The organism is Glycomyces arizonensis DSM 44726 (assembly GCF_000482705.1).
In the GTDB taxonomy this organism is placed as follows: Bacteria; Actinomycetota; Actinomycetes; order Mycobacteriales; family Micromonosporaceae; genus Glycomyces; species Glycomyces arizonensis.
The window spans coordinates 455,465-477,853 of record NZ_AXWO01000001.1; the positions used below are offsets into that span (position 1 = coordinate 455,465).

At 71.8% G+C, this 22,389-nt stretch carries 23 protein-coding genes; 15 read left to right on the forward strand and 8 right to left on the reverse strand.

All coding sequences use genetic code 11. The features are described from left to right. Window positions 1-85 precede the first annotated feature (85 nt). Entirely contained in the window at window positions 86-1,624 is a 1,539-nt protein-coding gene (locus tag H613_RS0102085) for a hypothetical protein (protein WP_026922492.1), read from the forward strand. On the opposite strand, the gene H613_RS0102090 is transcribed toward H613_RS0102085, so the two are convergent. Together H613_RS0102090 and H613_RS0102095 are read right to left on the reverse strand one after the other, a co-directional pair. Beyond that, entirely contained in the window at window positions 1,621-2,241 is a 621-nt protein-coding gene (locus H613_RS0102090; RefSeq protein WP_051392820.1) for a vitamin K epoxide reductase family protein, read from the reverse strand. The two genes, H613_RS0102085 and H613_RS0102090, sit on opposite strands and share 4 nt — an antisense overlap. A gap of 93 nt (window positions 2,242-2,334) precedes the next feature. After that, window positions 2,335-3,204: an SDR family NAD(P)-dependent oxidoreductase gene (locus H613_RS0102095; protein WP_084546227.1), complete on the reverse strand. Its 870-nt coding sequence runs from the start codon at window positions 3,202-3,204 to the stop codon at window positions 2,335-2,337. Between the two features lie 103 nt (window positions 3,205-3,307). Between H613_RS0102095 and amrA the strand changes: the two genes are divergently transcribed. Continuing rightward, window positions 3,308-3,919, forward strand: coding sequence for an AmmeMemoRadiSam system protein A (amrA, locus tag H613_RS23870; protein WP_051392821.1), 612 nt, complete (start codon window positions 3,308-3,310; stop codon window positions 3,917-3,919). Here the strand turns inward: amrA and H613_RS23875 are convergent. Next, window positions 3,897-4,784: a PhzF family phenazine biosynthesis protein gene (locus H613_RS23875; protein ID WP_211234660.1), complete on the reverse strand. Its 888-nt coding sequence runs from the start codon at window positions 4,782-4,784 to the stop codon at window positions 3,897-3,899. The two genes, amrA and H613_RS23875, sit on opposite strands and share 23 nt — an antisense overlap. Window positions 4,785-4,839: 55 nt before the next feature. Here H613_RS23875 and H613_RS0102110 point away from each other — a divergent pair, with 55 nt between their 5' ends. After that, window positions 4,840-5,976 (forward strand): Mrp/NBP35 family ATP-binding protein, encoded by a 1,137-nt coding sequence (locus H613_RS0102110; RefSeq protein WP_026922495.1) that lies wholly within the window; start codon window positions 4,840-4,842, stop codon window positions 5,974-5,976. Window positions 5,977-6,018: 42 nt separating this feature from the next. On the opposite strand, the gene H613_RS0102115 is transcribed toward H613_RS0102110, so the two are convergent. Beyond that, window positions 6,019-6,948 (reverse strand): DapH/DapD/GlmU-related protein, encoded by a 930-nt coding sequence (locus tag H613_RS0102115; RefSeq protein WP_051392822.1) that lies wholly within the window; start codon window positions 6,946-6,948, stop codon window positions 6,019-6,021. 39 nt (window positions 6,949-6,987) lie between these two features. Here H613_RS0102115 and dapE point away from each other — a divergent pair, with 39 nt between their 5' ends. The 3 genes from dapE to H613_RS0102130 all read left to right on the forward strand — a co-directional run bounded on the left by dapE (window position 6,988) and on the right by H613_RS0102130 (window position 9,537). Then, window positions 6,988-8,061 carry a succinyl-diaminopimelate desuccinylase gene (gene dapE, locus H613_RS0102120; RefSeq protein WP_051392823.1) on the forward strand — a complete coding sequence of 358 codons (1,074 nt, stop codon included), beginning with the start codon at window positions 6,988-6,990 and terminating at the stop codon, window positions 8,059-8,061. Further along, window positions 8,058-8,744 (forward strand): LOG family protein, encoded by a 687-nt coding sequence (locus H613_RS23880; RefSeq protein WP_035735537.1) that lies wholly within the window; start codon window positions 8,058-8,060, stop codon window positions 8,742-8,744. The genes dapE and H613_RS23880 overlap by 4 nt, the downstream gene beginning before the upstream one ends. 166 nt (window positions 8,745-8,910) lie before the next feature. Further along, window positions 8,911-9,537 (forward strand): Uma2 family endonuclease, encoded by a 627-nt coding sequence (locus H613_RS0102130; protein ID WP_051392824.1) that lies wholly within the window; start codon window positions 8,911-8,913, stop codon window positions 9,535-9,537. A 115-nt stretch (window positions 9,538-9,652) separates the two neighbouring features. Here the strand turns inward: H613_RS0102130 and folP are convergent, their stop codons facing one another. After that, window positions 9,653-10,516 carry a dihydropteroate synthase gene (gene folP / locus H613_RS0102135; RefSeq protein WP_026922499.1) on the reverse strand — a complete coding sequence of 288 codons (864 nt, stop codon included), beginning with the start codon at window positions 10,514-10,516 and terminating at the stop codon, window positions 9,653-9,655. A 49-nt stretch (window positions 10,517-10,565) separates the two neighbouring features. Here folP and H613_RS0102140 point away from each other — a divergent pair, with 49 nt between their 5' ends. From H613_RS0102140 to H613_RS0102180, 9 genes are all read left to right on the forward strand, one after another. Further along, window positions 10,566-11,825 (forward strand): M18 family aminopeptidase, encoded by a 1,260-nt coding sequence (locus H613_RS0102140; protein ID WP_026922500.1) that lies wholly within the window; start codon window positions 10,566-10,568, stop codon window positions 11,823-11,825. Between the two features lie 91 nt (window positions 11,826-11,916). Further along, entirely contained in the window at window positions 11,917-14,421 is a 2,505-nt protein-coding gene (locus tag H613_RS23885; RefSeq protein ID WP_211234661.1) for an FtsK/SpoIIIE domain-containing protein, read from the forward strand. Further along, the gene (locus tag H613_RS31260) at window positions 14,418-15,062 is read left to right on the forward strand and encodes a hypothetical protein (RefSeq protein WP_026922501.1); all 645 of its coding nucleotides are present in this window, start codon (window positions 14,418-14,420) and stop codon (window positions 15,060-15,062) included. The genes H613_RS23885 and H613_RS31260 overlap by 4 nt, the downstream gene beginning before the upstream one ends. A 17-nt stretch (window positions 15,063-15,079) precedes the next feature. Beyond that, a complete protein-coding gene (locus H613_RS31265; RefSeq protein ID WP_051392826.1) occupies window positions 15,080-15,439 on the forward strand; it encodes a DivIVA domain-containing protein in 360 nt (119 codons plus the stop codon). A 62-nt stretch (window positions 15,440-15,501) separates the two neighbouring features. Beyond that, a complete protein-coding gene (locus tag H613_RS31920; RefSeq protein WP_026922502.1) occupies window positions 15,502-16,014 on the forward strand; it encodes a hypothetical protein in 513 nt (170 codons plus the stop codon). A gap of 172 nt (window positions 16,015-16,186) precedes the next feature. Further along, window positions 16,187-16,354, forward strand: a complete 168-nt coding sequence (locus H613_RS29755) for a DUF3117 domain-containing protein (protein ID WP_081687227.1) — start codon at window positions 16,187-16,189, stop codon at window positions 16,352-16,354. 270 nt (window positions 16,355-16,624) lie between these two features. Next, window positions 16,625-17,902: a S1C family serine protease gene (locus H613_RS0102170; RefSeq protein ID WP_026922503.1), complete on the forward strand. Its 1,278-nt coding sequence runs from the start codon at window positions 16,625-16,627 to the stop codon at window positions 17,900-17,902. Window positions 17,903-18,031: 129 nt separating this feature from the next. Continuing rightward, entirely contained in the window at window positions 18,032-18,505 is a 474-nt protein-coding gene (locus H613_RS23895; protein WP_051392827.1) for a twin-arginine translocase TatA/TatE family subunit, read from the forward strand. A gap of 59 nt (window positions 18,506-18,564) precedes the next feature. Next, window positions 18,565-18,921 carry a VOC family protein gene (locus H613_RS0102180; RefSeq protein WP_026922504.1) on the forward strand — a complete coding sequence of 119 codons (357 nt, stop codon included), beginning with the start codon at window positions 18,565-18,567 and terminating at the stop codon, window positions 18,919-18,921. 65 nt (window positions 18,922-18,986) lie between these two features. Here H613_RS0102180 and H613_RS0102185 read toward each other — a convergent pair whose 3' ends face one another. The 3 genes from H613_RS0102185 to ffh all read right to left on the reverse strand — a co-directional run bounded on the left by H613_RS0102185 (window position 18,987) and on the right by ffh (window position 22,337). Beyond that, the gene (locus tag H613_RS0102185; RefSeq protein ID WP_026922505.1) at window positions 18,987-19,475 is read right to left on the reverse strand and encodes a DUF4190 domain-containing protein; all 489 of its coding nucleotides are present in this window, start codon (window positions 19,473-19,475) and stop codon (window positions 18,987-18,989) included. Window positions 19,476-19,663: 188 nt separating this feature from the next. Next, on the reverse strand, window positions 19,664-20,773 hold the full coding sequence (locus H613_RS0102190) for an amidohydrolase family protein (RefSeq protein ID WP_051392828.1): 1,110 nt from the start codon (window positions 20,771-20,773) through the stop codon (window positions 19,664-19,666). A 28-nt stretch (window positions 20,774-20,801) separates the two neighbouring features. After that, complete coding sequence (gene ffh, locus H613_RS0102195) at window positions 20,802-22,337, reverse strand: signal recognition particle protein (RefSeq protein ID WP_026922507.1); 1,536 nt, start codon at window positions 22,335-22,337, stop codon at window positions 20,802-20,804. Window positions 22,338-22,389 lie beyond the last annotated feature (52 nt).

Below are 22,389 nucleotides of genomic sequence, written 5' to 3' on the forward strand. Positions count from 1 at the left end.
CCGCGGAGGTGGGCAGCGCGACCGGCGCCGACGCTCTACGATTGGCGCGAGAGCTCCTCGCCAATTGCCCATTGGAAGGCCGACGATGCCCCGTCCCGTCCGCGACCGGCTGCTGTCCTGGATCCGATCAGGACCGTCCGCACCACTCGACGTCGACACCTGGTCATCGCGCGCGGCAAGCGAAGACGACGTGCCGCAGGACGGCGACTGCGCCGACCTGCTGTGGGCTCGCGGGTTCCTGCTCACCGCCGAGGCGCACCGGCCGCCGGTCGCGCACTGGCGCCAGGAGCGGCTCGGCGACCGGTGGCTGTCGTGGGACCCGCGGACGCCGATCGCCGTGGCGAGCGCCGGTGCGGCCTGGGTGGCCGTTCTCGGACGCGCGATCGACCTCGAGAGCTGGTCGACCGACACCGCCGCGATCGCCGCCGAGCTCCTGCGATCGCGCCTGCGCGGGCGCGACGCGCTGCAGGGCCGCCTCGACGCGCTCTCGGGCCGCTACGCCGTCTTCGACGGCGACGAGCGCTCGGCGTTCGTCCAGACCGACGCCGCCGGGATGCGCGCGGTGTTCTACGAGACGGGCGCCTCCGCGCCGTGCGCCGCCTCCCACGCCGGGCTCGTCGCCGAGCACATCGGCGCCGGGCCGTCGGTGTTCCCCGACCCGGAGCTGCTGCGCGCCACCGAGCGGGCGTACGCCCTGCCGGGCCGGGCCACGACCTTCGCGGGCGTGGTCATGCTGACGCCGAACACCGAGCTCGACCTCGTCAGGGGGCGGGTGGGGCGCTGCTTCCCGCGCGAGCCCCAGGAGCAGCGCACCGCGGGCGAGGTGGTCGATGCGGTGCTCCCGCTGCTCGGAGGCCAGCTCGCCGCGCTGACCGCGACCGAGCGCCTGGAGGTCTCGCTCACCGCCGGGCTCGACAGCCGCACCACCCTCGCGCTCACCCGGCCGTTCGCCGACAGGCTCATGTACTTCACGTACGACACGGTCGGATCGGGCGGCCCGTCCAGGCGCGGCGTCGAGCACGACGTCGCGGTCGCCGTCGAGCTCGCGGGGCGCTTCGGGCTCGACCACCACCGCATCGAGGTCAAGGGCCGCACGCCGGCCGAGCCGCTGCGCTCGGTCATGGAGCGCAACTCGCCGCGGCGCAGCCACCCGGGCCTGGCGGCCGCGCACCGCGGCTACGAGCCCGAGCGGGGCCTGCACCTGCGCTCGAACCTGTACGAGATCGGCCGGGCCTTCTACCGCGCCCGGCGCGAGCAGCCGCAGGTGCTCAAGCCCGGCCACATGGCGAAGCTGCTGACCAAGAAGACCTCGCAGAGCCCCGAGATACGGGCGGCGTTCGCCGAGTACGTGGAGGCCACCGACTTCGACCGCGCGCAGCGGCTGTACGACCCGATCGACCTGTTCTATTGGGAGCACCGCTCGGGGATGTGGCTCAACGCGCATCTGACCGAGAGCGACGTCGCCTTCGACACGTTCATCCTGGTCAACTCCAGGCTCGTCTACCGGCTGCTGCTCTCGGCGCCGCTGGAGGACCGGATCGCCGGAACGGTGTTCCTGGAGCTGATCCGGCGCAGCTGGCCCGAGGTGCTCGAGGTGCCGGTCAACGGCGAACTGCTCGCCTAGAGCAGGGTGGACCAGTAGTCCCAGAAGCCCATGCCGACGATCGCCACGACGACGCCGTACAGGACGGCCAGGCCGATCCAGTGGTAGCGGAGCAGGTCGTCGACGGGCTCGCGCCAGCCCTCGCCGACGGGGATGGCGCCGCTGCGGAGGTTGTGGACGGTGGTGAACCAGAAGATCGCCAGGACCGCCGCCCACACGGCCATGCACCACGGGCAGAGCACGCCGATCTCGTAGACCGACTGGAAGATCAGCCAGCCGACGAAGACGAGGCCCGCGAGCGTGCCGAGGTTGAAGGTCAGGCGCACCCACCGCGGCAGAGCGACCCGCGACAGCAGCAGCACGCCCGTGAAGAGGACGAACGGGAAGGCCATGAGCCCGATGACCGGGTTCGAGAAGCCGAACACCGACGCCTGCGGCGTCGCCATGACGGTGCCGCACGACAGGACCGGGTTGAAGTCGCACGAGATGACGTGGCCCGGGTCGATCAGCGAGGCGATGCGCTCATAGGTGAGGTCGAACGCGGCCGCGAGGCCGACGAGCCCGCCTATCAGCAGGACCAGGCCCGTGGTCACCCGTCCTCTGGCCGCCCTGGCCTCCCGCCCGAATGCCTCGTCCATCGCCGTCCGTGTCCGTTCCGAAGTCATGGTCATGCCCGGACTAACGACCGCACCGACATCGAGGTTGCGGTCGTCGATCCGGGGCTTAGACGGCTAACCGCGGATTCCGGTTCCCCCGTCGACCACGAGTGTCTGGCCCGTCACATAGGAGGCCGACGGGGCGCAGAAGAACGCCGCCGCCGCGGCCACCTCTTCGGGCGTGCCGGGGCGGCCCATCGGGCCGTCGAGGCCGCGCTGGAGCTCGGGGACGGTCGAGGAGCCGGTGCGGATCAGGCCCGGCGCCACCGCGTTGACCGTCACGCCGTCGGCGACGACCTCGGTGGCCAGCGCCTTCGTCAGGCCGGTGACGCCCGCCTTCGCGGCGGCGTAGGCGGCCTCGGCGGGGACGGCGTTGACGACGCCGATGGCGGCGGCGACGTTGACGATGCGGCCCCAGCCGCGCTCGGCCATGCCCTGCACGAACGCGCGCGAGACGAGGAAGGAGGTGTCGAGGTTCCGGGCCAGCTCCGTCTGCCAGTCCGCATAGGACAGCTGGGCGACGGGCTTGACCACGGCCGGATCGGTCTTCGAGGTGAGCCCGGCGTTGTTGACGACGATGTCGACCTCGCCGACGGCGTCGGTGACCGCGTCGGCCAGCCCGCCGACCTCGGCCTCGTCGGTGAGGTCGGCGACGAAGCCGACCGCGTCGATCTCCCCGGCCCGCTCGTGGATGCGCTTGGTGGTGGAGACGACCGCCACGGCGGCGCCGAGCAGGCGCAGCCGGGTGGCGATGGCGTAGCCGATGCCGTCGGGGGCGCCGGCGCCGGTCACGAGCGCGATCTTGCCTGCGAGGGAGTCGAGTTCTTGGATTCGGCCGAGCTGGCTCGCCTGGTCGCCCCCGAGTTCGTTCGCGGGCAGGTCGATCACCTCGGCGAGATCGCCGTCTCGGTCGTATGGCGCTTGCCTCGGTCGCGGTGAGTTCATGCGGCGAGTCTCTCATGTACCGATGACGAAACACAGCACCGCCGGGCCCCGATCAAGTGAATCGGGGTCCGGAGCGGATGCGGCGCCGTGTCATCATCGAACGATGGAGCCCGAGTTCGGCGAGACGCTGACGGCGTTGGCCCGCAGCGCCGTCGAGACGAGCTTCGCGCGCCGCCCGCCGCACCCGGCCGAGCTGGTCGAGCGCCTCGCGCCCGCGCCGAGGACCGCGGTCCTGGACGAGCCGGGGGCGACGTTCGTCACCCTGGAGCGCGGCTCGCGGCTGCGCGGGTGCATCGGGACGCTGGCGGCGCTGCGGCCCTTGGGGTTCGACGTCGTGCGCAACGCGCGCCTGGCCGCGCGCGACCCGCGCACGGCGCCGGTCGAGGCCGCCGAGCTGCCGGAGCTGACGGTGACCGTGGCGGTCCTGTCGACGGCGCGGCCGCTGGCGGTGTCCTCCTTCGCCGCGCTGCTCGAGCACCTGCGGCCGGGCACGGACGGGCTGACGCTGCTCGGACCCGAGCGCCGCAGGGCCACGTTCCTGCCGTCGGTGTGGCGCTCGCTGGCCGAACCGGAGCGGTTCGTGGCGGCGCTGCTGCGCAAGGGCGGCTGGCCGCAGGCACTGTGGACGGCCGATCTGCGCGCGGCGATGTGGCCCGAGGACCTCGCGGCCGAACGCTATACGGCCGAATCGTTCACCGCCCGCTGGGCAGTGTGACAAGCTCGCCCTTCGCGACCATGGCGACCGAGCCGGTGACCGAGACCGAGACGGCCTTGCCGCCCTCGACGACGACCTCGCCGAGCATGGCCGAGGGGCGGCCCATCTCGGCGCCCTGGGCGATCGCGTAGGTGTGGGTGCCGTCGCCGCTGACGAGGCCCTGATCGACGAGGTGGACGCCGAGGGCGAGGGCCGCCGATCCGGTGGCCGGGTCCTCGCCGACGCCGAGGTGGAAGAGGCGGCCGTGGACGGCGTTCGTCTCGGGGTCGAAGCTGAAGAGGTAGACCTTCTCGAGGTGGCCGGGGGTGTCGACGGCCGCGGCCACGTCGGCGTCGGCGAGGCGCACGAAGTTGTGGGCGTACCCGGCGCCGGCCGTCTGCGGCGTGCCGATGACGCGGGAGGCGTCCAGGCCGCAGGCCGCGGCGGCGGCCGCCGGGTCGAGGGCGAGGCCGACCTCGATGGCGGTGGAGGTGAGCTTCGCGGCGCTCCCGTCGAGTTCGAGGGTCATGAGACCGGCCGCGCACTCCTGGACCACCGTGGCGCCCCTCGGCTCGACCCGCCCGGAGCCGACCGCGGCGAGGGCCGCGCCGACCGTGGGGTGCCCGGCGAACGGCAGTTCCTCCGTCGGAGTGAAGATCCGGGCGCGGTAGTCGGCCTCGCCGGTGGTCGGCGGCAGGACGAACACGGTCTCGGAGTAGCCGAACTCGACCGCGATCGCCTGCATCTGCTCCGTGGTCAGGGCTTCGGCCTCGTAGACGACGGCCAGTTGGTTGCCGGTATAGGGCATCGGCGCGGCGCCCGCTCCGCCTGGGGCGGGAGTGGGCGACGGGAGGGCGAAGACGTCGACGATCGCGAAGGGAAGCATGTGCGGCAGCGTACTGCCGAATGGCGATTCGCGTCCACGTGGCTACGATTGGGGCATGTCTGATACCGCCGCTGTAGTCGAGGCCGTACGCGAAGCGCTTTCGCAGGTCAACGACCCCGAGATCCGCCGCCCCATCACCGAGCTGGGGATGGTCGACGCCATCGAGGCCGACGGCGGCCGCCTGCGCGTGAAGATCCTGCTCACGGTCGCCGCCTGCCCGCTGCGCGACACGCTCCAGCGCGACGTGCGCGAGGCGGCGCTCGGCGTCGAGGGCGTCGATGCGGCCGAGGTCGAGTTCGGCGTCATGAGCGAGGAGCAGCGCAAGGGCCTCCAGGCCAAGCTGCGCGGCCCCGGCCAGGCCGAGCCGGTCATCCCGTTCAACCTGCCGCAGTCGCGCACCCGCGTGTTCGCCGTCGCCTCCGGCAAGGGCGGGGTCGGCAAGTCGTCGATCACGGTGAACCTGGCCGCCGCGCTCGCGCGGAAGGGCCTGTCGGTCGGCGTCGTGGACGCCGACATCTACGGCCACTCGGTGCCCCGCATGCTCGGCGTCGAGGGCGCGCCGACGCAGGTCGAGGACATGATCATGCCGCCGCAGTCGCACGGCATGAAGGTGATCTCGATCGGGATGTTCACCCCGGGCAACACCGCCGTGGTGTGGCGCGGTCCGATGCTGCACCGCGCGCTCCAGCAGTTCCTCGCCGACGTCTACTGGGGCGATCTGGACGTGCTGCTGCTGGACCTGCCGCCCGGCACCGGCGACATCGCGATCTCGGTGGCCCAGCTGCTGCCGACCGCGGAGCTGGTCGTGGTGACCACCCCGCAGCAGGCCGCCGCGGAGGTGGCCGAGCGGGCCGGGGCGATCGTCACCCAGACCCACCAGAAGCTCGCGGGCGTGGTCGAGAACATGTCGTGGATGGAGCTGCCCGACGGCTCGCACATGGAGCCGTTCGGCTCCGGCGGCGGCAAGACCGTCGCCGAGGCGCTCACCAGGGACGTCGGCGCCGAGGTGCCGCTTCTAGGCCAGGTGCCGCTCGACCCGCGGCTGCGCGAGGGCGGCGACGCGGGGGTGCCGCTGGTCCTGTCGGACCCCGACGCCGAGGCGTCTCGGGCGATCCGCGCGGTGGCCGACCAGCTCGCCGTCCGCAAGGTGTCGCTGGCGGGCAAGCAGCTCGGCCTGACGCCGACCTCCTGACCTGACCGGCCCGCCCGAGCCGTCTCGGGCGGGCCGCCTTCGCTACTGGGCGCTGTGCAGGGCCTCGTTGAGCTCGCCCCACGAGCCCGAGCGCGGCCGCACCTCCAGCACGCCGGTCTGGGTGTTGGTCCAGAACTGGAGGTCGTCCTTGCCCGACAGCGTCGCGGCCTTGACCACGGTCCCGTCCGGCAGCGTCACCTTCGAGCCGGCGGTGACGTAGCACCCGGCGGCCACGACGCAGTTGTCGCCCAAGGAGATCCCGATTCCGGCGTTCGCGCCGAGCAGGCAGCGCTCGCCGATCGAGACGACCTCCTTGCCGCCGCCCGAGAGGGTGCCCATGATCGAGGAGCCGCCGCCGATGTCCGAGCCGTCGCCGACGACGACGCCCGCCGAGATGCGGCCCTCGACCATCGAGTTGCCGAGCGTCCCGGCGTTGAAGTTCACGAAGCCCTCGTGCATGACGGTGGTGCCCTCGGCCAGGTGCGCGCCGAGGCGCACCCGCGAGGCGTCGGCGATGCGCACCCCGCGCGGGGTCACGTAGTCGACCATCGGCGGGAACTTGTCCACCGACTTCACCGCCAGCACCTGCCCGGCCCGGCGCAGCCGCAGCCGCGCCTCATTCACCGCATCGGCCGGGACCGGCCCGAAGTTCGTCCAGGCGTTGTTGGGCAGCAGCCCGAACTGCCCGGACAGGTCGACCGAGTGGGGGGTGACGATCCGGTGCGAGAGCAGGTGCAGGCGCAGGTACACGTCGGCGGTGTCGGCCGGCGCCTCGGCCAGGGAGACCACGGACACCGCGATGCCCTTGGACGCGGTGCCGGTGGGGTTCTCGGTGTCGACGTCGGGGGCCTTCAGGCCGTCCGGGGCCGCGCCGAGGCCGAGCTCGTTGAACCACACGTCGAGGACGGTCCCGTCGGCGGCGACGGTCGCCACGCCGGTGCCCCATGCTGCGTCAGTCAGGAATGCATTCACGCTGAGAGCCTATCGGCGCGGCGGGTATCGTCTGCGAGTGTGACAGTTTTGAGTGAGGCGGTACTCGCCGATCCGGTGGCGCTCACCAGGGCGCTGTGCGACATTCCGTCGGTCTCGGGGGACGAGGCGGCGATCTGCGACGCCGTGGAGGCGGCGCTGGGGCGCATCGAGCGGCTCAAGGTCGAGCGCGTCGGCAACACCCTCGTCGCCCGCACGGAGCTGGGCCGCGAGCGGCGCGTCATGCTCGCCGGACACCTCGACACCGTCCCGGTGAACGACAACTTCCCCACCCGCCTGGACGGCGACGTGCTGTGGGGGCTGGGGACCTCGGACATGAAGTCGGGGACGGCGCTGGCGCTGTGGATCGCCGCCACCGTCGCCGAGCCGAAGTTCGACCTGAGCTTCGCGTTCTACGACTGCGAGGAGATCGAGGCCGAGCGCAACGGGCTCAACCGGCTCGCGAAGTCCCGGCCCGAACTGCTGGCCGCCGACTTCGCGATCCTCCTGGAGCCCACCTACGGCCTAGTGGAGGCCGGCTGCCAGGGGACGATGCGGGCGCGCGTCACCACGCGGGGCAGGCGGGCGCACTCGGCGCGGTCGTGGAAGGGCGAGAACGCCATCCACAAGGCAGCTGCTCTCCTGGACCGGCTGAACGCCTACGACGCCAGGGAGGTCGTCGTCGACGGCTGCGCCTACCGGGAGGGCCTGAACGCGGTCTTCATCGGCGGCGGGGTGGCCGGGAACGTCGTCCCCGACGAGTGCTGGGTGGAGGTGAACTACCGCTTCGCGCCCGACCGGGACGAGGCCGCGGCCGAGGCGCACCTGCGGGAGGTCTTCGACGGGTTCGACTTCGCGGTCACCGACTCGGCGCCGTCGTGCCGCCCCGGCCTGGACCGACCCGAGGCGGCCGAGTTCGTCGCCGCCGCGGGCGGCGAGTTCCGCGCCAAGCTCGGCTGGACCGACGTGGCCCGCTTCGCCACGCTCGGGATCCCCGCCGTCAACTTCGGGCCGGGCGACCCGAACCTCGCCCACAAGCAGGACGAGCGCGTCGAGCTCCCCCGCATCCGCGCGTGCGCGGACTCGCTGCTCGCCTACGTCACGGAGGAATCATGACGATCAAGCGCCGCGTCACGGCCGACGAGCACCTGTTGGACTCGCGCCGCAGCGACGAGTGGAAGCGGAAGGCGTCCTGGCGGGTCATGAAGATCCAGGCCGAGTTCGTCGAGGGCTTCGACAAGCTGGAGGAGGCGGAGCTGGGCGACGCCATCGGCGTCTACGGCTCGGCCCGCACTCCGGTCGGCTCCGAGGAGTACCGGCTCGGCGTGGAACTGGGCCGCAAGCTCGGCAAGGCCGGGTTCTCGATCCTCACCGGCGGCGGGCCGGGCGCGATGGAGGCGGCCAACCGGGGCGCGGCCGAGGCGGGCGTCAAATCGGTCGGCCTCGGCATCGAGCTGCCGTTCGAGCAGGGGGTCAACGACTACGTGGACATCCAGCTGGACTTCCACTACTTCTTCGTCCGCAAGGTCATGTTCCTGAAGTACTCGTGCGGGTTCTGCGCCCTGCCGGGCGGCTACGGGACGATGGACGAGCTGTTCGAGTCGCTCACGCTCGTCCAGACCGAGAAGGTCGGGAAGTTCCCCATCGCGCTGATCGGCACGGCGTACTGGGGCGGTCTGGTGGACTGGCTGCGCACCAGCATGGTCGAGCAGCGCAAGATCCACCCCGACGACGTGGAGCTGGTGCTCGTGACCGACGACGTCGACGAGGCCGTGGAGCACATGGGCACCGCCCGCTGATCGTCATTGTCGGGTTTTCGACAATGTGACTGGGGTTCATCACCTTCTCGTCCCCCATTCGTTGGACTGTCCGGGACGGTGGCGTGGCCTCTCATGTTGTCGCATACTGGAGACGCCGCCCCGTCCTGGTCATGAACGGATAGAGAGATCAGGAAAGGGGGCCGACATGGGAGGTCTGACGATGGTGGCTGTCGAACCGGTAGAGCCGATAATCGAGGAGCGATCGGGGATCGATCCCGAAGACGACCGTCTCTGGGAGACCTGGGAGCACCTGAAGTTGCCGCCTGGCTCTCGCGCGGAAATTCTGCGAGGAGCGATCGTCGTGTCACCGAGCCCAATGAACTTGCATAACCTGTTGTTCGCGCTACTGGTTGAGCAGTTGGTGCCGAAAGCAAAGAAGCTTGGATGGGCCATCACCAACACCGAGTCGATCAGACTTCACAGCACCGGTGAGGCGGTGATTCCCGACTTGGTGGCGGCGCCCAAAAAAGCCCTCTACAGCGGCAAAGAGTGGCTGCTCAACGCCGATGAGGTGGAACTGGTCGTAGAGATCACCTCGGCTTCCACGCGAGACCGCGACCTTACTTGGAAGTTGGAAAGTTATGGGAAAGCGCAGATCCCGATCTATGTGATAGTGGACCGCCTTGACGGCGACGGCACTGTCACCGTGTACCACGAACCAGACGGCGACGGTAAGTACAAGCTGCACCAGACAGTCGGGTTCGGAACCAAATTGTGGCTGCCCGAACCATTCGACATCGAAATCGACACTTCCGAGTTCACTGAGGAATAGTTCGGCCACACAGGTCTTACTCGAGGGCTGGTCCAGCCGCTTCGCGGCTGGACCAGCCCTCGGATGTTCGGCAGTGTGGGAGCAGGGAGGCGGACGGTTCCCGACCCCGCTCGCCTCACAGGCTCCTGTGCGGGTTCGTCGGGGGGCGGTGGCCCTTGACGGAGGCGACCATGTCGAGGACCTCGCGGGTGGCGGCCACGTCGTGGGCGCGGAAGACGCGGGCGCCCAGCCAGGCCGAGACCGCCGTGGCCGCGAGGGTGCCGTTCAGGCGCCGGTCCACCGGCAGGTCGAGGGTCTCGCCGACGAAGTCCTTGCGGGACAGGGCGACGAGGGTCGGCCAGCCGGTGCCGGTCAGCTCGTCGAGGCGTCGGGTCAGTTCGAGGGAGTGGTAGGTGGTCTTGCCGAAGTCGTGGGTGGGGTCGATGAGGATCCCGTCGGCGCGGACGCCCGCGTCCACGGCCGCATCGGCGCGGGCCACCAGTTCGGCCCGCACTTCGGCGACGACGTCGCCGTAGGCCGCCTTGGCGGCGACCGTCCGCGGCTCCAGCCCGCCGGTGTGTGAGCAGACGAGCCCGGCGCCGGTGTCGGCGGCGACCTTGACCACGCCTGCGTCCCAGCCCGCCCAGGTGTCGTTGATGAGCTCGGCTCCGGCCCCGACGGCCTCGCGGGCCACCTCGCCGCGCCACGTGTCGACGGAGACGACCAGCTCGGGGTGGGCGTCGTGGACCGCGGCGACGAACGGCACGACCCGCTCGATCTCCTCGGCGACGGTCACCTCGGGCCCGTCCCCGGCCTTGACGCCGCCGATGTCGACGATGTCGGCGCCGCTCGCCACCGCGTTCGCGACGGCGGCCAGGGCCGCCTCGAACTCGAAGGTGGCCCCGGCATCGTAGAAGGAGTCGGGGGTGCGGTTCACGATGGCCATGACCGCGTAGTCGCCCTCACCGAACGTCCTTCTCCCCAGTTTCAACGCACGCATTCGTCTATGCTGTCAGCCGCGCCCGATTCCCGCCAATGAAGGAGCCCCGATGCCTCGGTTCGACCGGTCGCACACCGATGACCTCGCCGAATTCATCCGGCTGTCGCCCACGCCGTACCACGCCTGCGCCGTCGCGGGGGCCAGGCTGGAGGCCGCCGGATTCCGGCAGTTGCGCGAGACCGACGCGTGGCCGGGCGAGAGCGGCGGCTACTACGTCGTGCGCGACGGCTCGATCGTCGCCTGGCGCCAGGACGGGGAGGTGGACGCCTTCCGCGTCTTCGGCGCGCACACCGACACCCCGACGTTGAAGGTCAAGCCCCGGCCGGACACCGGCTCGGGCGGCTGGAAGCAGGTGGCGTGCGAGGTCTACGGCGGCGTCCAGCGCGACGCCTGGCTCGACCGGGACCTCGGCGTGGCCGGGCGGCTGGTCATGCGCGACGGCTCGCACGTGCTCGCCCACGTCGACCGGCCGGTGCTGCGCATCCCGAGGCTCGCGATCCACCTCGACCGGAAGGTCAACGAGGAGGGCCAGAAGGTCAATGCGCAGACGCAGTTCACGCCCGTGTGGGGGCTCGGCGAGCCGCGCGAGGGCGAGTTCCTGGAGTTCGTCGCCGCCGAGGCGGGGGTCGACGCGGCCGACGTCCTCGGGTTCGACCTGTTCACCGCGGCCTGCGACCGGCCCTCCTACCTCGGCAAGGACGGCGAGCTGTTCGCCGCCTGGCGCCTGGACAACCTGCTGAGCACGCACGCCGGGCTCGCCGCGCTCATCGCCGCCGAGGACGCCGCCGAGACCCCGGTGCTCGTCGCCTTCAACTACGAGGAGACCGGCTCGATGACCTACGCGGCCGCGCAGAGCCCGTTCCTGGAGAGCGTGCTGCGCCGCGTCGCGGGCGGCGGCTTCGAGCGCTTCGCACGGATCACGGCCGCCTCGCGGATGATGTCGGCCGACACCGGCAACGCCCTGCACCCCAACTACGCCGAGAAGCACGAGCCGGGCCACCACCCGATGCCCAACGGCGGCCCGATGATCAAGGTGAGCGCGAACCAGCGCTACGCCACCGGCGCCGAGGAGCAGGCCGTGTTCGTCAAGGCCGCCGAGCACGCCGGAATCCCCTGGCAGCACTACGTCAACCGCAACGACATCCCCGGCGGCACCACGATCGGGCCGCTCTCGGGCGCCCAGCTGGGAGTGCTGACTGTGGACGTCGGGGCGCCGATCCTGTCGATGCACTCATCGCGGGAGCTGTGCGGCGCCGACGACCCGGCCTACCTGGCGGACCTGGCGCTCGGCCACTACACGTGCCCCTGACTCCCCGTGGACGGCCCGGCACTCGGTCACCACACGGGTGAGCCGCTCCCGGTAAGGTGAGTCGCATCCGTGCGACCCCCGGGAGGCAGTGTTGAGTTGGCGGACCGAATTGGAGCGTGCGGCGCAGGCGCTGCGCGACGTGGCCGGGTCCGCTGACCGCGCCGAACGCCTACTGGCCGAAGAGGAGTCGCACCTGACGGTCACCGACACGACGCGGCGGCGCCGCGAGCTGTCGGCCAGACTGCGCGAGGCCGCCGAGGCGGCCACCGGCGGCTGGCTCGGGGCGGAGCTCCACACCGTCGCGAACAGCACTCCGGTGTGGACGGACGAGCCCGCTTCGGGCGCAGTGCGACTCGGCACCGCCGAACTCGACGGCGACCCGGCCTTCCCCGCACTGGTCGACCTGCTCGGCCGCGGCCACCTCGCCGTCGACGCCGACGCCGCCGATCCCCGCGTCGCCGGGCTCCTCCAGAGCCTCCTGGTGCGCCTGGTGGCGGCCTACCCGGGCCTGGAGGTCAGCCTCGTCGACGGCGTCACGCTCGGCCAGGTCTTCGCCGCCGCCACACCGCTGGTCGACGCCGGGCTCGCCGAACCGGTCGCCACCGACCACCTCGCGCTCGGCCGGGTCCTCACCACCGCCGAGAAGCGCCTCCAGGAGATCCGCGACATCGCCGCGCGCGGCCAGTCGATCGCGAACCGGCCCTTCCACCTCATCGTGGTCGCCGGGATGCCCCCGCAGGTCGGCAGGAGCCTGCGCGAGCGCCTCGCCGCCCTCGCCCACGCGGGCCCGGCCGCCCGCACCCACCTGGTGCTGTGCGGCTGGCGCGCCGGACTCCAGGGCGAGACGCTCCCCGCGCTCGAACACGCCGTGCACCTGACGTGCACCGACGAGGTCCGGCTCGGCGAGCTGCCGCTGCCGGTCCGCCTCGACCAGACGCCGTCGCCGAGCCTGACGCGGGCCGTGTTCGACGCGCGCGCCGACCAGCGCCGGGCGGCCTCGACCCTCACCGTCGCCGACATCGTGCCGGAGGAGATCTGGACCGCGTCGAGCCGGGCGGGCCTGACCACCGTCATCGGGCGCGACCCCGGCGGCGACGTCACCGTCTCCTTCGACGACGCCACGCCGCACTGGCTCATCGGCGGGCGTACCGGCGGCGGCAAGACCGTGTTCCTGCTCGACGTGCTCTACGGCCTGGCCACCCGCTACTCCCCCGACGAGCTGGAGCTGTACCTGCTCGACTTCAAGGAGGGCGTCTCGTTCACCGAGTTCACGCCCTCGGCGATCGACGAGTCGTGGATCCCGCATGTCAGAGCGGTCGGCGTCGAGTCCGACCGCGAGTACGGCGTCGCGGTGCTCGGCGCGCTGCGCACCGAGCTGTCCCGGCGCGCCGGGCTCATGAAGCGGGCCGGGGCCACCCGCCTGGCGCGGCTGCGCGAGCTGCGCCCGGACGTGCCCCTGCCGCGCATCGTCGCCGTCGTCGACGAGTTCCACGTCCTGTTCTCCGGCAACGACCGCCTCGCGCGCGAGGCGGTGGCGCACCTGGAGGAACTGGCCCGCAAGGGCCGCTCCTACGGCGTCCACCTGGTGCTCGCCTCGCAGACGATCTCCGGCATCGAGGCGCTGTACGCCAAGAAGGACTCGATCTTCGGGCAGTTCCCGCTGCGCGTGGCGCTGCCGGGCGCCAGGCACTTGTTGGCCGACGACAACGACGCCGCCGAGTCCCTCACCGTCGGCCACGCCGTCGTCAACGATTCCGGCGGCACCAAGGGCCGCAACCGGACCCTGGCCTTCCCCGACGCCTCCTCGGCCGAGCCGCTCCTGGCCGCGCTGCGCCGGAGCCTGTGGGAGCGGCGCGAGTCCGACGTCCAGCCGGTCGTCTTCCGCGGCTTCGACGAGCAGCACCTGGCCGACGACCCGAGCTATGCGGCCCTGAAGCCGAACCCGACGCCGCGGGCGCTGCTCGGCCGGGCCGTGGACGTGCACGTCTCGACCGTCGGCTACCACTTCGACCGCAGCCCCGGGCGCCACCTGGCGGTCTTGGGCACCTCGCCGGTCGCCGCCGACGTCCTGGCCGCCGCCGCGGCCTCCCTGGGGCGCCAGCACGAGCCCGGGAGCGTGGAGTTCCGGATCGCGGCCACGGCCGCCGGGGCCGAGGACGTCGCCGCCGCGGCGCTGGCGGCCCTGGAGGCGGGCGGGCACCGCTGCCGCAGTCTCGCGCCCGGCGAGATCCTCGCCGACCGCACCGGACCGGCCTACGTCGTGTGGTTCGGCGCCGACGGGGCCGACGGCTCGCCGCCCGCGCTGCGCGAGCTCCTGCTGCACGGCCCGGCCGAGGGCCTGCACCTGCTCGGCTGGTGGCGCGGGGCCAGGCGCTTCCTCGACGACATCGGCGGCGCGGCGAACCGCGAGCACTGCGCGGGATTGGTGGCGCTCAACGTCGCCGCCTCGGACCTGGGCGCGGTCACCGGCGACCCGAACATCGGCTGGGACCCGCGCGCGAACCGCTGCCTGGTCATCGACCGGCACGCGGGCACCGAGCGGCTCGCGGTGCCGTACGTCAGGCCCGGCCGCCTCGACGAGTACGGGACGGCATGATGAACGCGCTGCACGCCTACAACGACCTCGTCCACGAGCTGGCGAAGCTGGACGCCGACACCGCGGCGGGCGCCGAGCGGGGCCGCAAGCGGCTCGCGCGGCGGCGCCAGGCCCTGGAGGCGCTGCGCACCGACCTCGACGAGGAGGTCGCCTCGCTCGCCGAGGGCTGCGCGGCGCTGCGGCGCCCGGTCCCCGACCTCGCGCCTTCCCCGGCGCCGGATGAGGGCGCCGACGTCGAGACCGTCCTGCGCGACGCGCGGGTGCGGCTGCGCGAGGCCGGCGACGCCCGCCTGGCGACGATGCGGGCGGCGCAGCGGCCCACGTTCCTGCCGCGCGCCCACCACGTCGTGCGCGAGCTCATCATCTACGGCGGCGTCATGGCCGCCTGCCTGCTCGCCCAGGTGGTCTGGCTGCGCGCCACCGGCGGCGGGGACTCGTCGTGGTGGGTCGCGTTCCTGCCGCCCGTCCTGGCCGCTCTGGTGGGATATCTGCTGGTGGGGTCGGCCAACCGGCCCCGCGTGCCGATGGTCGACCGGGCCGGGAAACCGATCAAGCCGGTCGTGCCCCGCAACCCGCGTCTCGGCGTGACGCTCGCGGTCGTCACAATGGCGCTGTTCGCCTATGTCGCGTTCTTCGCGTAGAGCCTTTGGAGGATCCTGTGAGCTTGGTGCTGCCGGTCGTGGTCGCGGCCATCGGCGTGTGGATCGCCTTCTCGATCGTCGTCTGGGCCACCGGCCAGGACGGCCTGCGGGACAACAGCCCCGAGGATGCGCCCGCGGGCCTGGGCGAGGAGGGGCCGGTGACCGAGTCGGGCGTGGGCGCGCTGCGCTTCGACACGGGCCTGCGCGGCTACCGCACCGCCCAGGTGGACGCGGCGATGAACCGCCTCGCCTGGGAGATCGGGCGCCGCGACGAGCGGCTCGCGGAGCTGGAGAAGGAGCTGGCCGGCGTCGAGCGTCCCGGTGCCGGTCTCGACGCGATCGAGGCCGCGCCCGAAGACGCCGAAGCCGAGCAGTGAGGCACGGCGCGCGGGCCGAGGTACGGCGCCGGTGCCGCGGCGCGACGTGATGGGATTGGACGATGCGTTACTGGCTGCTGGTGCTGAACGAGGACGACTTCACCGAGCAACAGGCCTATGAGGCCGACTCGGTGAAGCCCGTCGCGGACGTCCCCGCGGGCGCCGCGGACGGCGACGAGGTCGCCCTGGCAGGGCCGGGCGGGGTCTTCGCGCTGGGCGAGGTCGACGGCGGGGCCGTCGCCTACCGCCGCCGCTTCGATGAGCCGTCGGCGCCGGCCGTGTTCGCCGAGGCGGCCGACGGGTCGGCCGAGGAGGGCTGGAGCGCGCTGGACCCGCAGGCGTGGGAGGTGCTGGTCGGCGCCCTGCCGACGGCCGAGCGCCGCAGCGACTGGCTGGTGGCGCTCTCGATCCCGGTGGAGGCGGCCGACCGGGCCGAGGCCGTGCGCCTGTTCTGGTCCTACGTGCGCTCGCTGGGCCCGACCGAGCTGCCGACGTTCGTCGCCCCGTACGGCCGCGAGATCGAGGGCACCGCGTTCCTCCTCGGTGCCGAGCACGAACAGGATCCCGAGGATTAACCCCGCTATCCAGGGACGATTCCGTAAGTGCGGTTTGACCCTTATGGGCGATTTCTCCGGAACTTTGTCACATACTCGGAGGGGCGAGTTGGCTCTCGCCCATGTCATCGGGGAAACTTGATCTAGCAACGTCGAGTCGCAACCTGCGACATTGGATCGAGGGGAGACGAATATGGCGGCCATGAAGCCGCGGACCGGTGATGGCCCGCTGGAAGTGACGCAAGAGGGCCGCGGAGTCATCATGCGGGTCCCGCTGGAAGGCGGGGGCCGGCTCGTGGTCGAAATGACTCCGGAGGAAGCCGAGACGCTCAACAAAGAGCTCCAAGGGGCCCTCGAGTAGTCAGCGCCAAGCACCCCATGGCGGTCACCCCGCCGCCGATATCGACACTGAAGGCTCGCCTCGGACCGGCGTCCGAGGCGAGCCTTCGTCGCGCGCCGCCCTGCCGCCCCCGGCGCTCGGGCGGGCGGGCGTCACGCCGATGAGGATCCGTGTGCCATTCTTGCGCGCGTGGGCGACAATGGGACCAATGGAACGGACCCCTAACGGCGCAGGCCGGTCCACCGCTCCGCCGACATCGACGAGAACGCCGTACCCACGAGGGGACAACGCATGAGCTACGGCACCGACCAGCCCCACGCCGCCATCGGCGCCCCGCCGACGGCACCGCAGTCGGCATCACAGTCGGCCGCGCCGCAGCACTCGGCCTGGTGGAACCCGGACGCTCCCGCCGACCCGTGGCGCGACCCCGGCAGCCACGCCGTCATCCAGACCCACCCGGTCCCGGCCGCGCCCGCGATCGAGCCGCTCGCGCCACGCCCGCAGGCCCCGCAGCGCGTCGGCCTCGGCCTGGTCGTCGCCGTCTCGGCGGTCGTGGCGCTCGTCGCCGGGACCCTCGGGGCCGCGATCGGCATCTGGGCCACCCGCTCGGACTCCCTCGGCGGCACCATCACCGGCGCCGAGCCGGACGTCGACCGCGACCCGGACTCGGTGGCCGGGGTCGTCGCGAGCATCATGCCCTCGGTGGTCACGGTGCTCACCGCGGGCGGCGGCAACGGCTCGGGCTTCGTCGTCAGCGACGACGGCTACATCATGACCAACCACCACGTCGTCGTCGGCGGCGGCAGCGAGCCCGCCGAGCAGCTCCAGGTGATCTTCAACGACGGCGAGATCGTCACCGCCGACGTCATCGGCTCCGACCCCGACTCGGACGTCGCCGTCCTGAAGATCGACAGCGACGAGGACCACCCGGCGATGGTCCTGGCCGACTCCGACCAGATGGCGGTGGGCGACCCGGTGCTCGCGATCGGCGCGCCGCTCGGGCTGTCCTCGACCGTCACCGAGGGGATCGTCTCGGCGATCGACCGGCCGGTCCTGACGCAGAACTCCTCGGGCGAGGTCGAGGCGGTCATGGCCGCGATCCAGACCGACGCGGCGATCAACCCCGGCAACTCCGGCGGGCCGCTCACCGACATCGGCGGGCAGGTCATCGGCATCAACACGGCGATCGCCTCGACCGCCGCCGAGGGCGAGCAGGCCGGGAACATCGGCATCGGCTTCGCCATCCCGATCAACCAGGCCAAACGCATCGCCGACGAGATCATCGAGACCGGTTCGGCCTCGCACTCGGTGATCGGCGCCGAGCTGGGCGAGTCGGACCTGGGCGTCGGGGTGACCTTGAGCCGGATCCTGCCCGACTCCCCCGCCGAGCAGGCCGGGCTCCAGGACGGGGACGTGCTGACCAGCTTCGACGGCCAGACCGTCACCGAGAACACCGAGCTGGTCGCCCTCATCCGCAAGCTCGCGCCGGGCACCACGGTGACCGTGGTCTACGAGCGCGACGGGCAGGAGGACAGCGCCCAGGTGACGCTGGGGGCCGCGAGCGACTGACGGGCGGCGGCGAACGGGCGCGGGCCTGACGAGCCGTGACCTCGTCGAGACCCGGGGCGGGCCGCCTTGGCATTCGGTCCGGCAAGCGAATACTCTTGGCGAAGATTCGTCGGCGTCAGGGAGGTCAGGGTGTTCGGAGGTTTCGGAGGGCTCGAGTTCCTCGTCATCATCCTCATCGCCATCTTCCTGTGGGGCCCCGACAAGCTCCCCGAGGCGCTGCGCAATCTCCGCCGGTTCATCTCCAAGGCCCGCAACATGGCCTCGAACGCCGCCGCCGACCTCAGCCGCGAGATCGGCACCGACATCAAGCCCGAGGACCTCAACCCCAAGACCTTCGTCCGCAAGCACATCCTGAGCGAAGAGGACCAGGAGATGCTGACCAACCCGCTCAAGGCCACGATGAAGGACCTCCAGGAGGGCACCAAGCCGCTCAAGGAGGACCTCGACGAGGCCACCCGCGGGATCGAGGACACCAGGCGCGCCGTGAACGGCCGCCGCCCCCGCGGGAGCGCTTCAAGGGCCGTCACCGGCGACACCGCCGCGGGCGGTGCGTCCGAGACGGGCGGCGGGCGCGCCGCGAGCCGCTACGACGACGCGACCTGAGCGGCGCCGTTCTCGCCGCATGGGCCCCGCATGTCGGACCGGTCTGCCACACTGCCGGGATGATCGGAACATGGCACGGACTCATCATCGACTGCCCTGACCCGCAGGAGCTCTCCCAGTTCTACCGGGAGCTGCTCGGCATGGTGCAGGTGCAGGACGACGGCGACTGGGTGGTCATCGGCGACGCCGTCGACCGGCCCGGGATCGCCTTCCAGCAGGCGGAGGTCTACCGGGCGCCCACGTGGCCCGACCCGGAGGTCCACCAGCAGATGCACCTCGACGTGCGGGTGAACGACCTCGACGAGAGCGAGCGGCGGGTCCTGGAGCTGGGCGCGCGGCGCCTGGAGGGCGGCGGCGAGACCTTCCGGGTCTTCGCCGACCCGGTCGGGCACCCGTTCTGCCTGGTCACGATGTGATCAGCGGACACAGCAGCGGCGCGAGCATCCGCTCGCGCCGCTGAACGATGTCGGGTGGCGACGGGTCAGTAGGTGCTGGTCGTCGACATGGCGCCCATGACGGATCCCCACACGGCGATCGTGATGATGATGCCGAGGGCGAAGGCGAGGACGCCGAGGACGAGGCCGGTGACGGCGGCGCCCTTGTTGGTGGCCTCGCCCTTGTTGGCGCGGGAGAGCCCGATCCCGCCGAAGATGATGGCGAGGATGCACATCACCCAGCCGAAGCAGGCGACGTACGGGATCCAGCTGGTGACGAGGCCGACGATGCCGAGCACGAGCGCGCTGGTGCCCATGCCGTTCTTCGGGCCCTGGACCGGCACGCCGACGTACTGCGGCGGCATCTGCGGGGCCCCGTAACCGGGCTGCTGGGGCTGCGGCGGCGGGTAGCCGGGCTGCTGGGGGCTGTAGCCTCCACCTTGGGGACTGGGGGGCTGGGATCCGGGCTGGTTGCCGTACGGGTCGTACTGGAAACCGCCCTGGCCGGACTGGTCCGGAGGCGGAGGATATGACATCGCTTCAACACTCTCTGCTCGGGCTACTACGGCGCGGGCGTTCACCATATCCAACCCGCACCACTACGGAATTGCAAGGGTTGCTCAATGGATTGGCCCCCCTAGGGGTATGTGGTGGCGTTCAGCCTAGCCGAGCGGTGCGCTCAGTGGGGGACCCGATTCCCGGCGTCCACCCGTCGGGACGCTCTTCAGGAGCGGCGGTGGACCACGCGGCCGCGCAGGACGATCAGCTCGGGTTCGCGGACGGCCGCGAGGTCGGATCGCGGGTCCGAGTCGTAGACGACGACGTCGCCGAGGTCGGGCGGCAGCCCGAGCCAGTGGCGGCCCTGCCAGGAGGCGACGGCGAGCACCTCGGCGGCGGGGATCCCGGCGCGGGTGTGCAGTAGGTGCATCTCCTCGGCGGCCAGGCCGTGGTCGATGCCGCCGCCCGCGTCGGTGCCGAGGTAGACCGGCACGCCCGCCTCCCAGGCCTCGCGCACGACGTCGGCGAAGCCGGCCCCCAGGCGCCGCATGTGGTCGGCGTAGGCGGGGAACTTGGCCTCGGCCCCGGCCGCGATGTCGTCGAAGGTCTCGATGTTGACCATCGTCGGCACGAGCGCGGTGCCCTGGGCGGCCATGCGGTCGAGCAGGGCGGTCGACAGGCCCGTGCCGTGCTCGATCGAGTCGGCCCCGGCCTCCACGACGCAGGCGACGGCCTCCTCGGAGAAGGTGTGAACGGCGACCTTCGCGCCCTCGGCGTGGGCGGCGGCGATCGCGGCGGTGAGCACCTCGGGCTCGAAACTCGGGGCGAGGTCGCCCTTGGACCGGTCGATCCAGTCGCCGACGAGCTTGACCCAGCCGTCGCCGAGCTTCGCCTGCCGCGCCAGCTCGGCCGCGGCCTCGTCGGGCTCGCACTCGATCGCGATGTCCCGCAGATAGCGCCTGGAGGCGGCGACGTGGTGCCCGGCGCGGACCAGGCGCGGCATGCCGTCCTCGCCCACGAGCTCGGGGTAGGGGAACGGCGAACCGGCGTCGCGGATCGCCAGGACGCCCGCGTCGCGGTCGGTGTGGGCCAGCGAGCGGGCCTCGTCGAGGCTCTCGATCGGCGCGGCCCCGCGCCTGATGCCGATGTGGCAGTGGGCGTCGACCAGGCCCGGCAGGGCGTAGCCGCCGGTGGCGACGGTCTCGGCGCCGGGCACCGGCTCGGAGGTGATCCGGTCGCCGTCGACGTAGAGGTCGCGGACGGTGTCGTCGGGCAGCCAGACCACCCGCATGTGGAGCGGGCGCGCCGCGCCCGCGCTCGTACGGCTGTCGGTCATGTCGCCTCGCGCTCGCGTCGGTGTCCGCTTACTGCTGCTTCTTCTGCTGCTTGAGGAACTCGTTGATGTCGATGTCGGGCACGTCGCCCTGGTTCAGCTTCGAGAGGTCGGGCATCTCGCCGGGCGCGCCGCCGGGCAGCTGCGGGGCCCCGCCGGGGCGGCCGCCGCCGCGGCGCACGACCTTCTTCTTGCCCTTCTTGCCCTTGCGCTTGCCGTAGGGCGACTTGGTGGCCTTGGTGCCCCCGCCGCCGGGCAGGCCCATCGCGCCGCCCATCTGGCGCATCATCTTCTGCGCGTCCTTGAACCGGGTGAGCAGCTGGTTGACCTCGGAGACGGTCACGCCCGAGCCGCCTGCGATGCGCAGGCGCCGCGAGCCGTTGATGAGCTTGGAGTTGCGGCGCTCCTCGGGCGTCATCGAGCGGATGATCGCGGTGGTGCGGTCGATCTGCTTGTCGTCGATCGACTCGATCTGCTCCTTCATCTGGCCCATGCCCGGCATCATCTTGAGGATGTTGCCGATCGGCCCCATCTTGCGGATGGCCTGCATCTGCTCGAGGAAGTCCTCGAGGGTGAAGTCCTCGCCCTGGAGGAGCTTCTGGGTCATCTCCTCCTTCTGCTCGTCTTCGAAGGCGGCCTCGGCCTGCTCGATGAGGGTGAGCATGTCGCCCATGCCGAGGATGCGCGAGGCCATCCGGTCGGGGTGGAAGACGTCGAAGTCATCGAGCTTCTCGCCGGTGGAGGCGAACAGGATCGGCTGGCCGGTGACGTGGCGCACCGACAGGGCGGCGCCGCCGCGGGCGTCGCCGTCGAGCTTGGAGAGGACCACGCCGGTGATGCCGACGCCGTCGCGGAAGGCCTCGGCGGTGTTGACCGCGTCCTGGCCGATCATGGCGTCGATGACGAAGAGGGTCTCGTCGGGCTCGGTGGCGTCGCGGATGTCGCGGGCCTGGGCCATCATCTCCTCGTCGATGCCGAGGCGACCGGCGGTGTCGATGATGACCACGTCGCGCCCGGCCCGCTTGGCCTCGTCGATCGAGTCGGTGGCGACCTTGACCGGGTCGCCGACGCCCGAGCCGGGCTCGGGCGCGTAGATCGCGGCCCCGGCCCGCTCGGCGATGATCTCGAGCTGCCCGACCGCGTTCGGCCGCTGGAGGTCGGCGGCGACGAGCAGCGGCGAGTGGCCGTCGGCCTTGAGGTGCTTGGCGAGCTTCCCGGCGAGGGTGGTCTTGCCCGCGCCCTGGAGGCCGGCGAGCATGATGACCGTCGGGGGCTGCTTGGCGTAGTTCAACCGCCTGGTCTCGCCGCCGAGGACCGCCACGAGCTCCTCGTCGACGATCTTGACGATCTGCTGGGTGGGATTGAGCGCCTTGGAGACCTCCGCGCCCTTGCACCGCTCCTTGACCTGGGCTATGAAGGTCCGCACCACGGGGAGCGCGACGTCCGCCTCGAGCAGCGCCAGGCGGATCTCGCGGGCGGTGGCGTCGATGTCGGCTTCGGTCAGGCGGCCCTTGCCGCGGATGGACTCGAAGATTCCCGACAGTCGTTCTGACAGGGCGTCGAACACGGGCGAACCTCTCGGTGGTGTCAGTGCAGGTATCCCTACGAGCTTAACGGCC

Bases quoted from the DNA above. Each gene is read 5' to 3' on its own strand.
- folP (WP_026922499.1), bottom strand. From the start codon at position 10,516: ATGCGTGCGTTGAAACTGGGGAGAAGGACGTTCGGTGAGGGCGACTAC.
- H613_RS0102140 (WP_026922500.1), top strand. From the start codon at position 10,566: ATGCCTCGGTTCGACCGGTCGCACACCGATGACCTCGCCGAATTCATC.
- H613_RS23880 (WP_035735537.1), top strand. From the start codon at position 8,058: ATGACGATCAAGCGCCGCGTCACGGCCGACGAGCACCTGTTGGACTCG.
- H613_RS29755 (WP_081687227.1), top strand. From the start codon at position 16,187: ATGGCGGCCATGAAGCCGCGGACCGGTGATGGCCCGCTGGAAGTGACG.
- H613_RS0102130 (WP_051392824.1), top strand. From the start codon at position 8,911: ATGGGAGGTCTGACGATGGTGGCTGTCGAACCGGTAGAGCCGATAATC.
- H613_RS0102110 (WP_026922495.1), top strand. From the start codon at position 4,840: ATGTCTGATACCGCCGCTGTAGTCGAGGCCGTACGCGAAGCGCTTTCG.
- H613_RS31260 (WP_026922501.1), top strand. From the start codon at position 14,418: ATGATGAACGCGCTGCACGCCTACAACGACCTCGTCCACGAGCTGGCG.
- H613_RS0102090 (WP_051392820.1), bottom strand. From the start codon at position 2,241: ATGGACGAGGCATTCGGGCGGGAGGCCAGGGCGGCCAGAGGACGGGTG.
- H613_RS31920 (WP_026922502.1), top strand. From the start codon at position 15,502: ATGCGTTACTGGCTGCTGGTGCTGAACGAGGACGACTTCACCGAGCAA.
- amrA (WP_051392821.1), top strand. From the start codon at position 3,308: ATGGAGCCCGAGTTCGGCGAGACGCTGACGGCGTTGGCCCGCAGCGCC.
- H613_RS23875 (WP_211234660.1), bottom strand. From the start codon at position 4,784: ATGCTTCCCTTCGCGATCGTCGACGTCTTCGCCCTCCCGTCGCCCACT.
- H613_RS0102085 (WP_026922492.1), top strand. From the start codon at position 86: ATGCCCCGTCCCGTCCGCGACCGGCTGCTGTCCTGGATCCGATCAGGA.
- H613_RS0102190 (WP_051392828.1), bottom strand. From the start codon at position 20,773: ATGACCGACAGCCGTACGAGCGCGGGCGCGGCGCGCCCGCTCCACATG.
- H613_RS0102185 (WP_026922505.1), bottom strand. From the start codon at position 19,475: ATGTCATATCCTCCGCCTCCGGACCAGTCCGGCCAGGGCGGTTTCCAG.
- H613_RS0102095 (WP_084546227.1), bottom strand. From the start codon at position 3,204: ATGAACTCACCGCGACCGAGGCAAGCGCCATACGACCGAGACGGCGAT.
- H613_RS0102170 (WP_026922503.1), top strand. From the start codon at position 16,625: ATGAGCTACGGCACCGACCAGCCCCACGCCGCCATCGGCGCCCCGCCG.
- H613_RS0102180 (WP_026922504.1), top strand. From the start codon at position 18,565: ATGATCGGAACATGGCACGGACTCATCATCGACTGCCCTGACCCGCAG.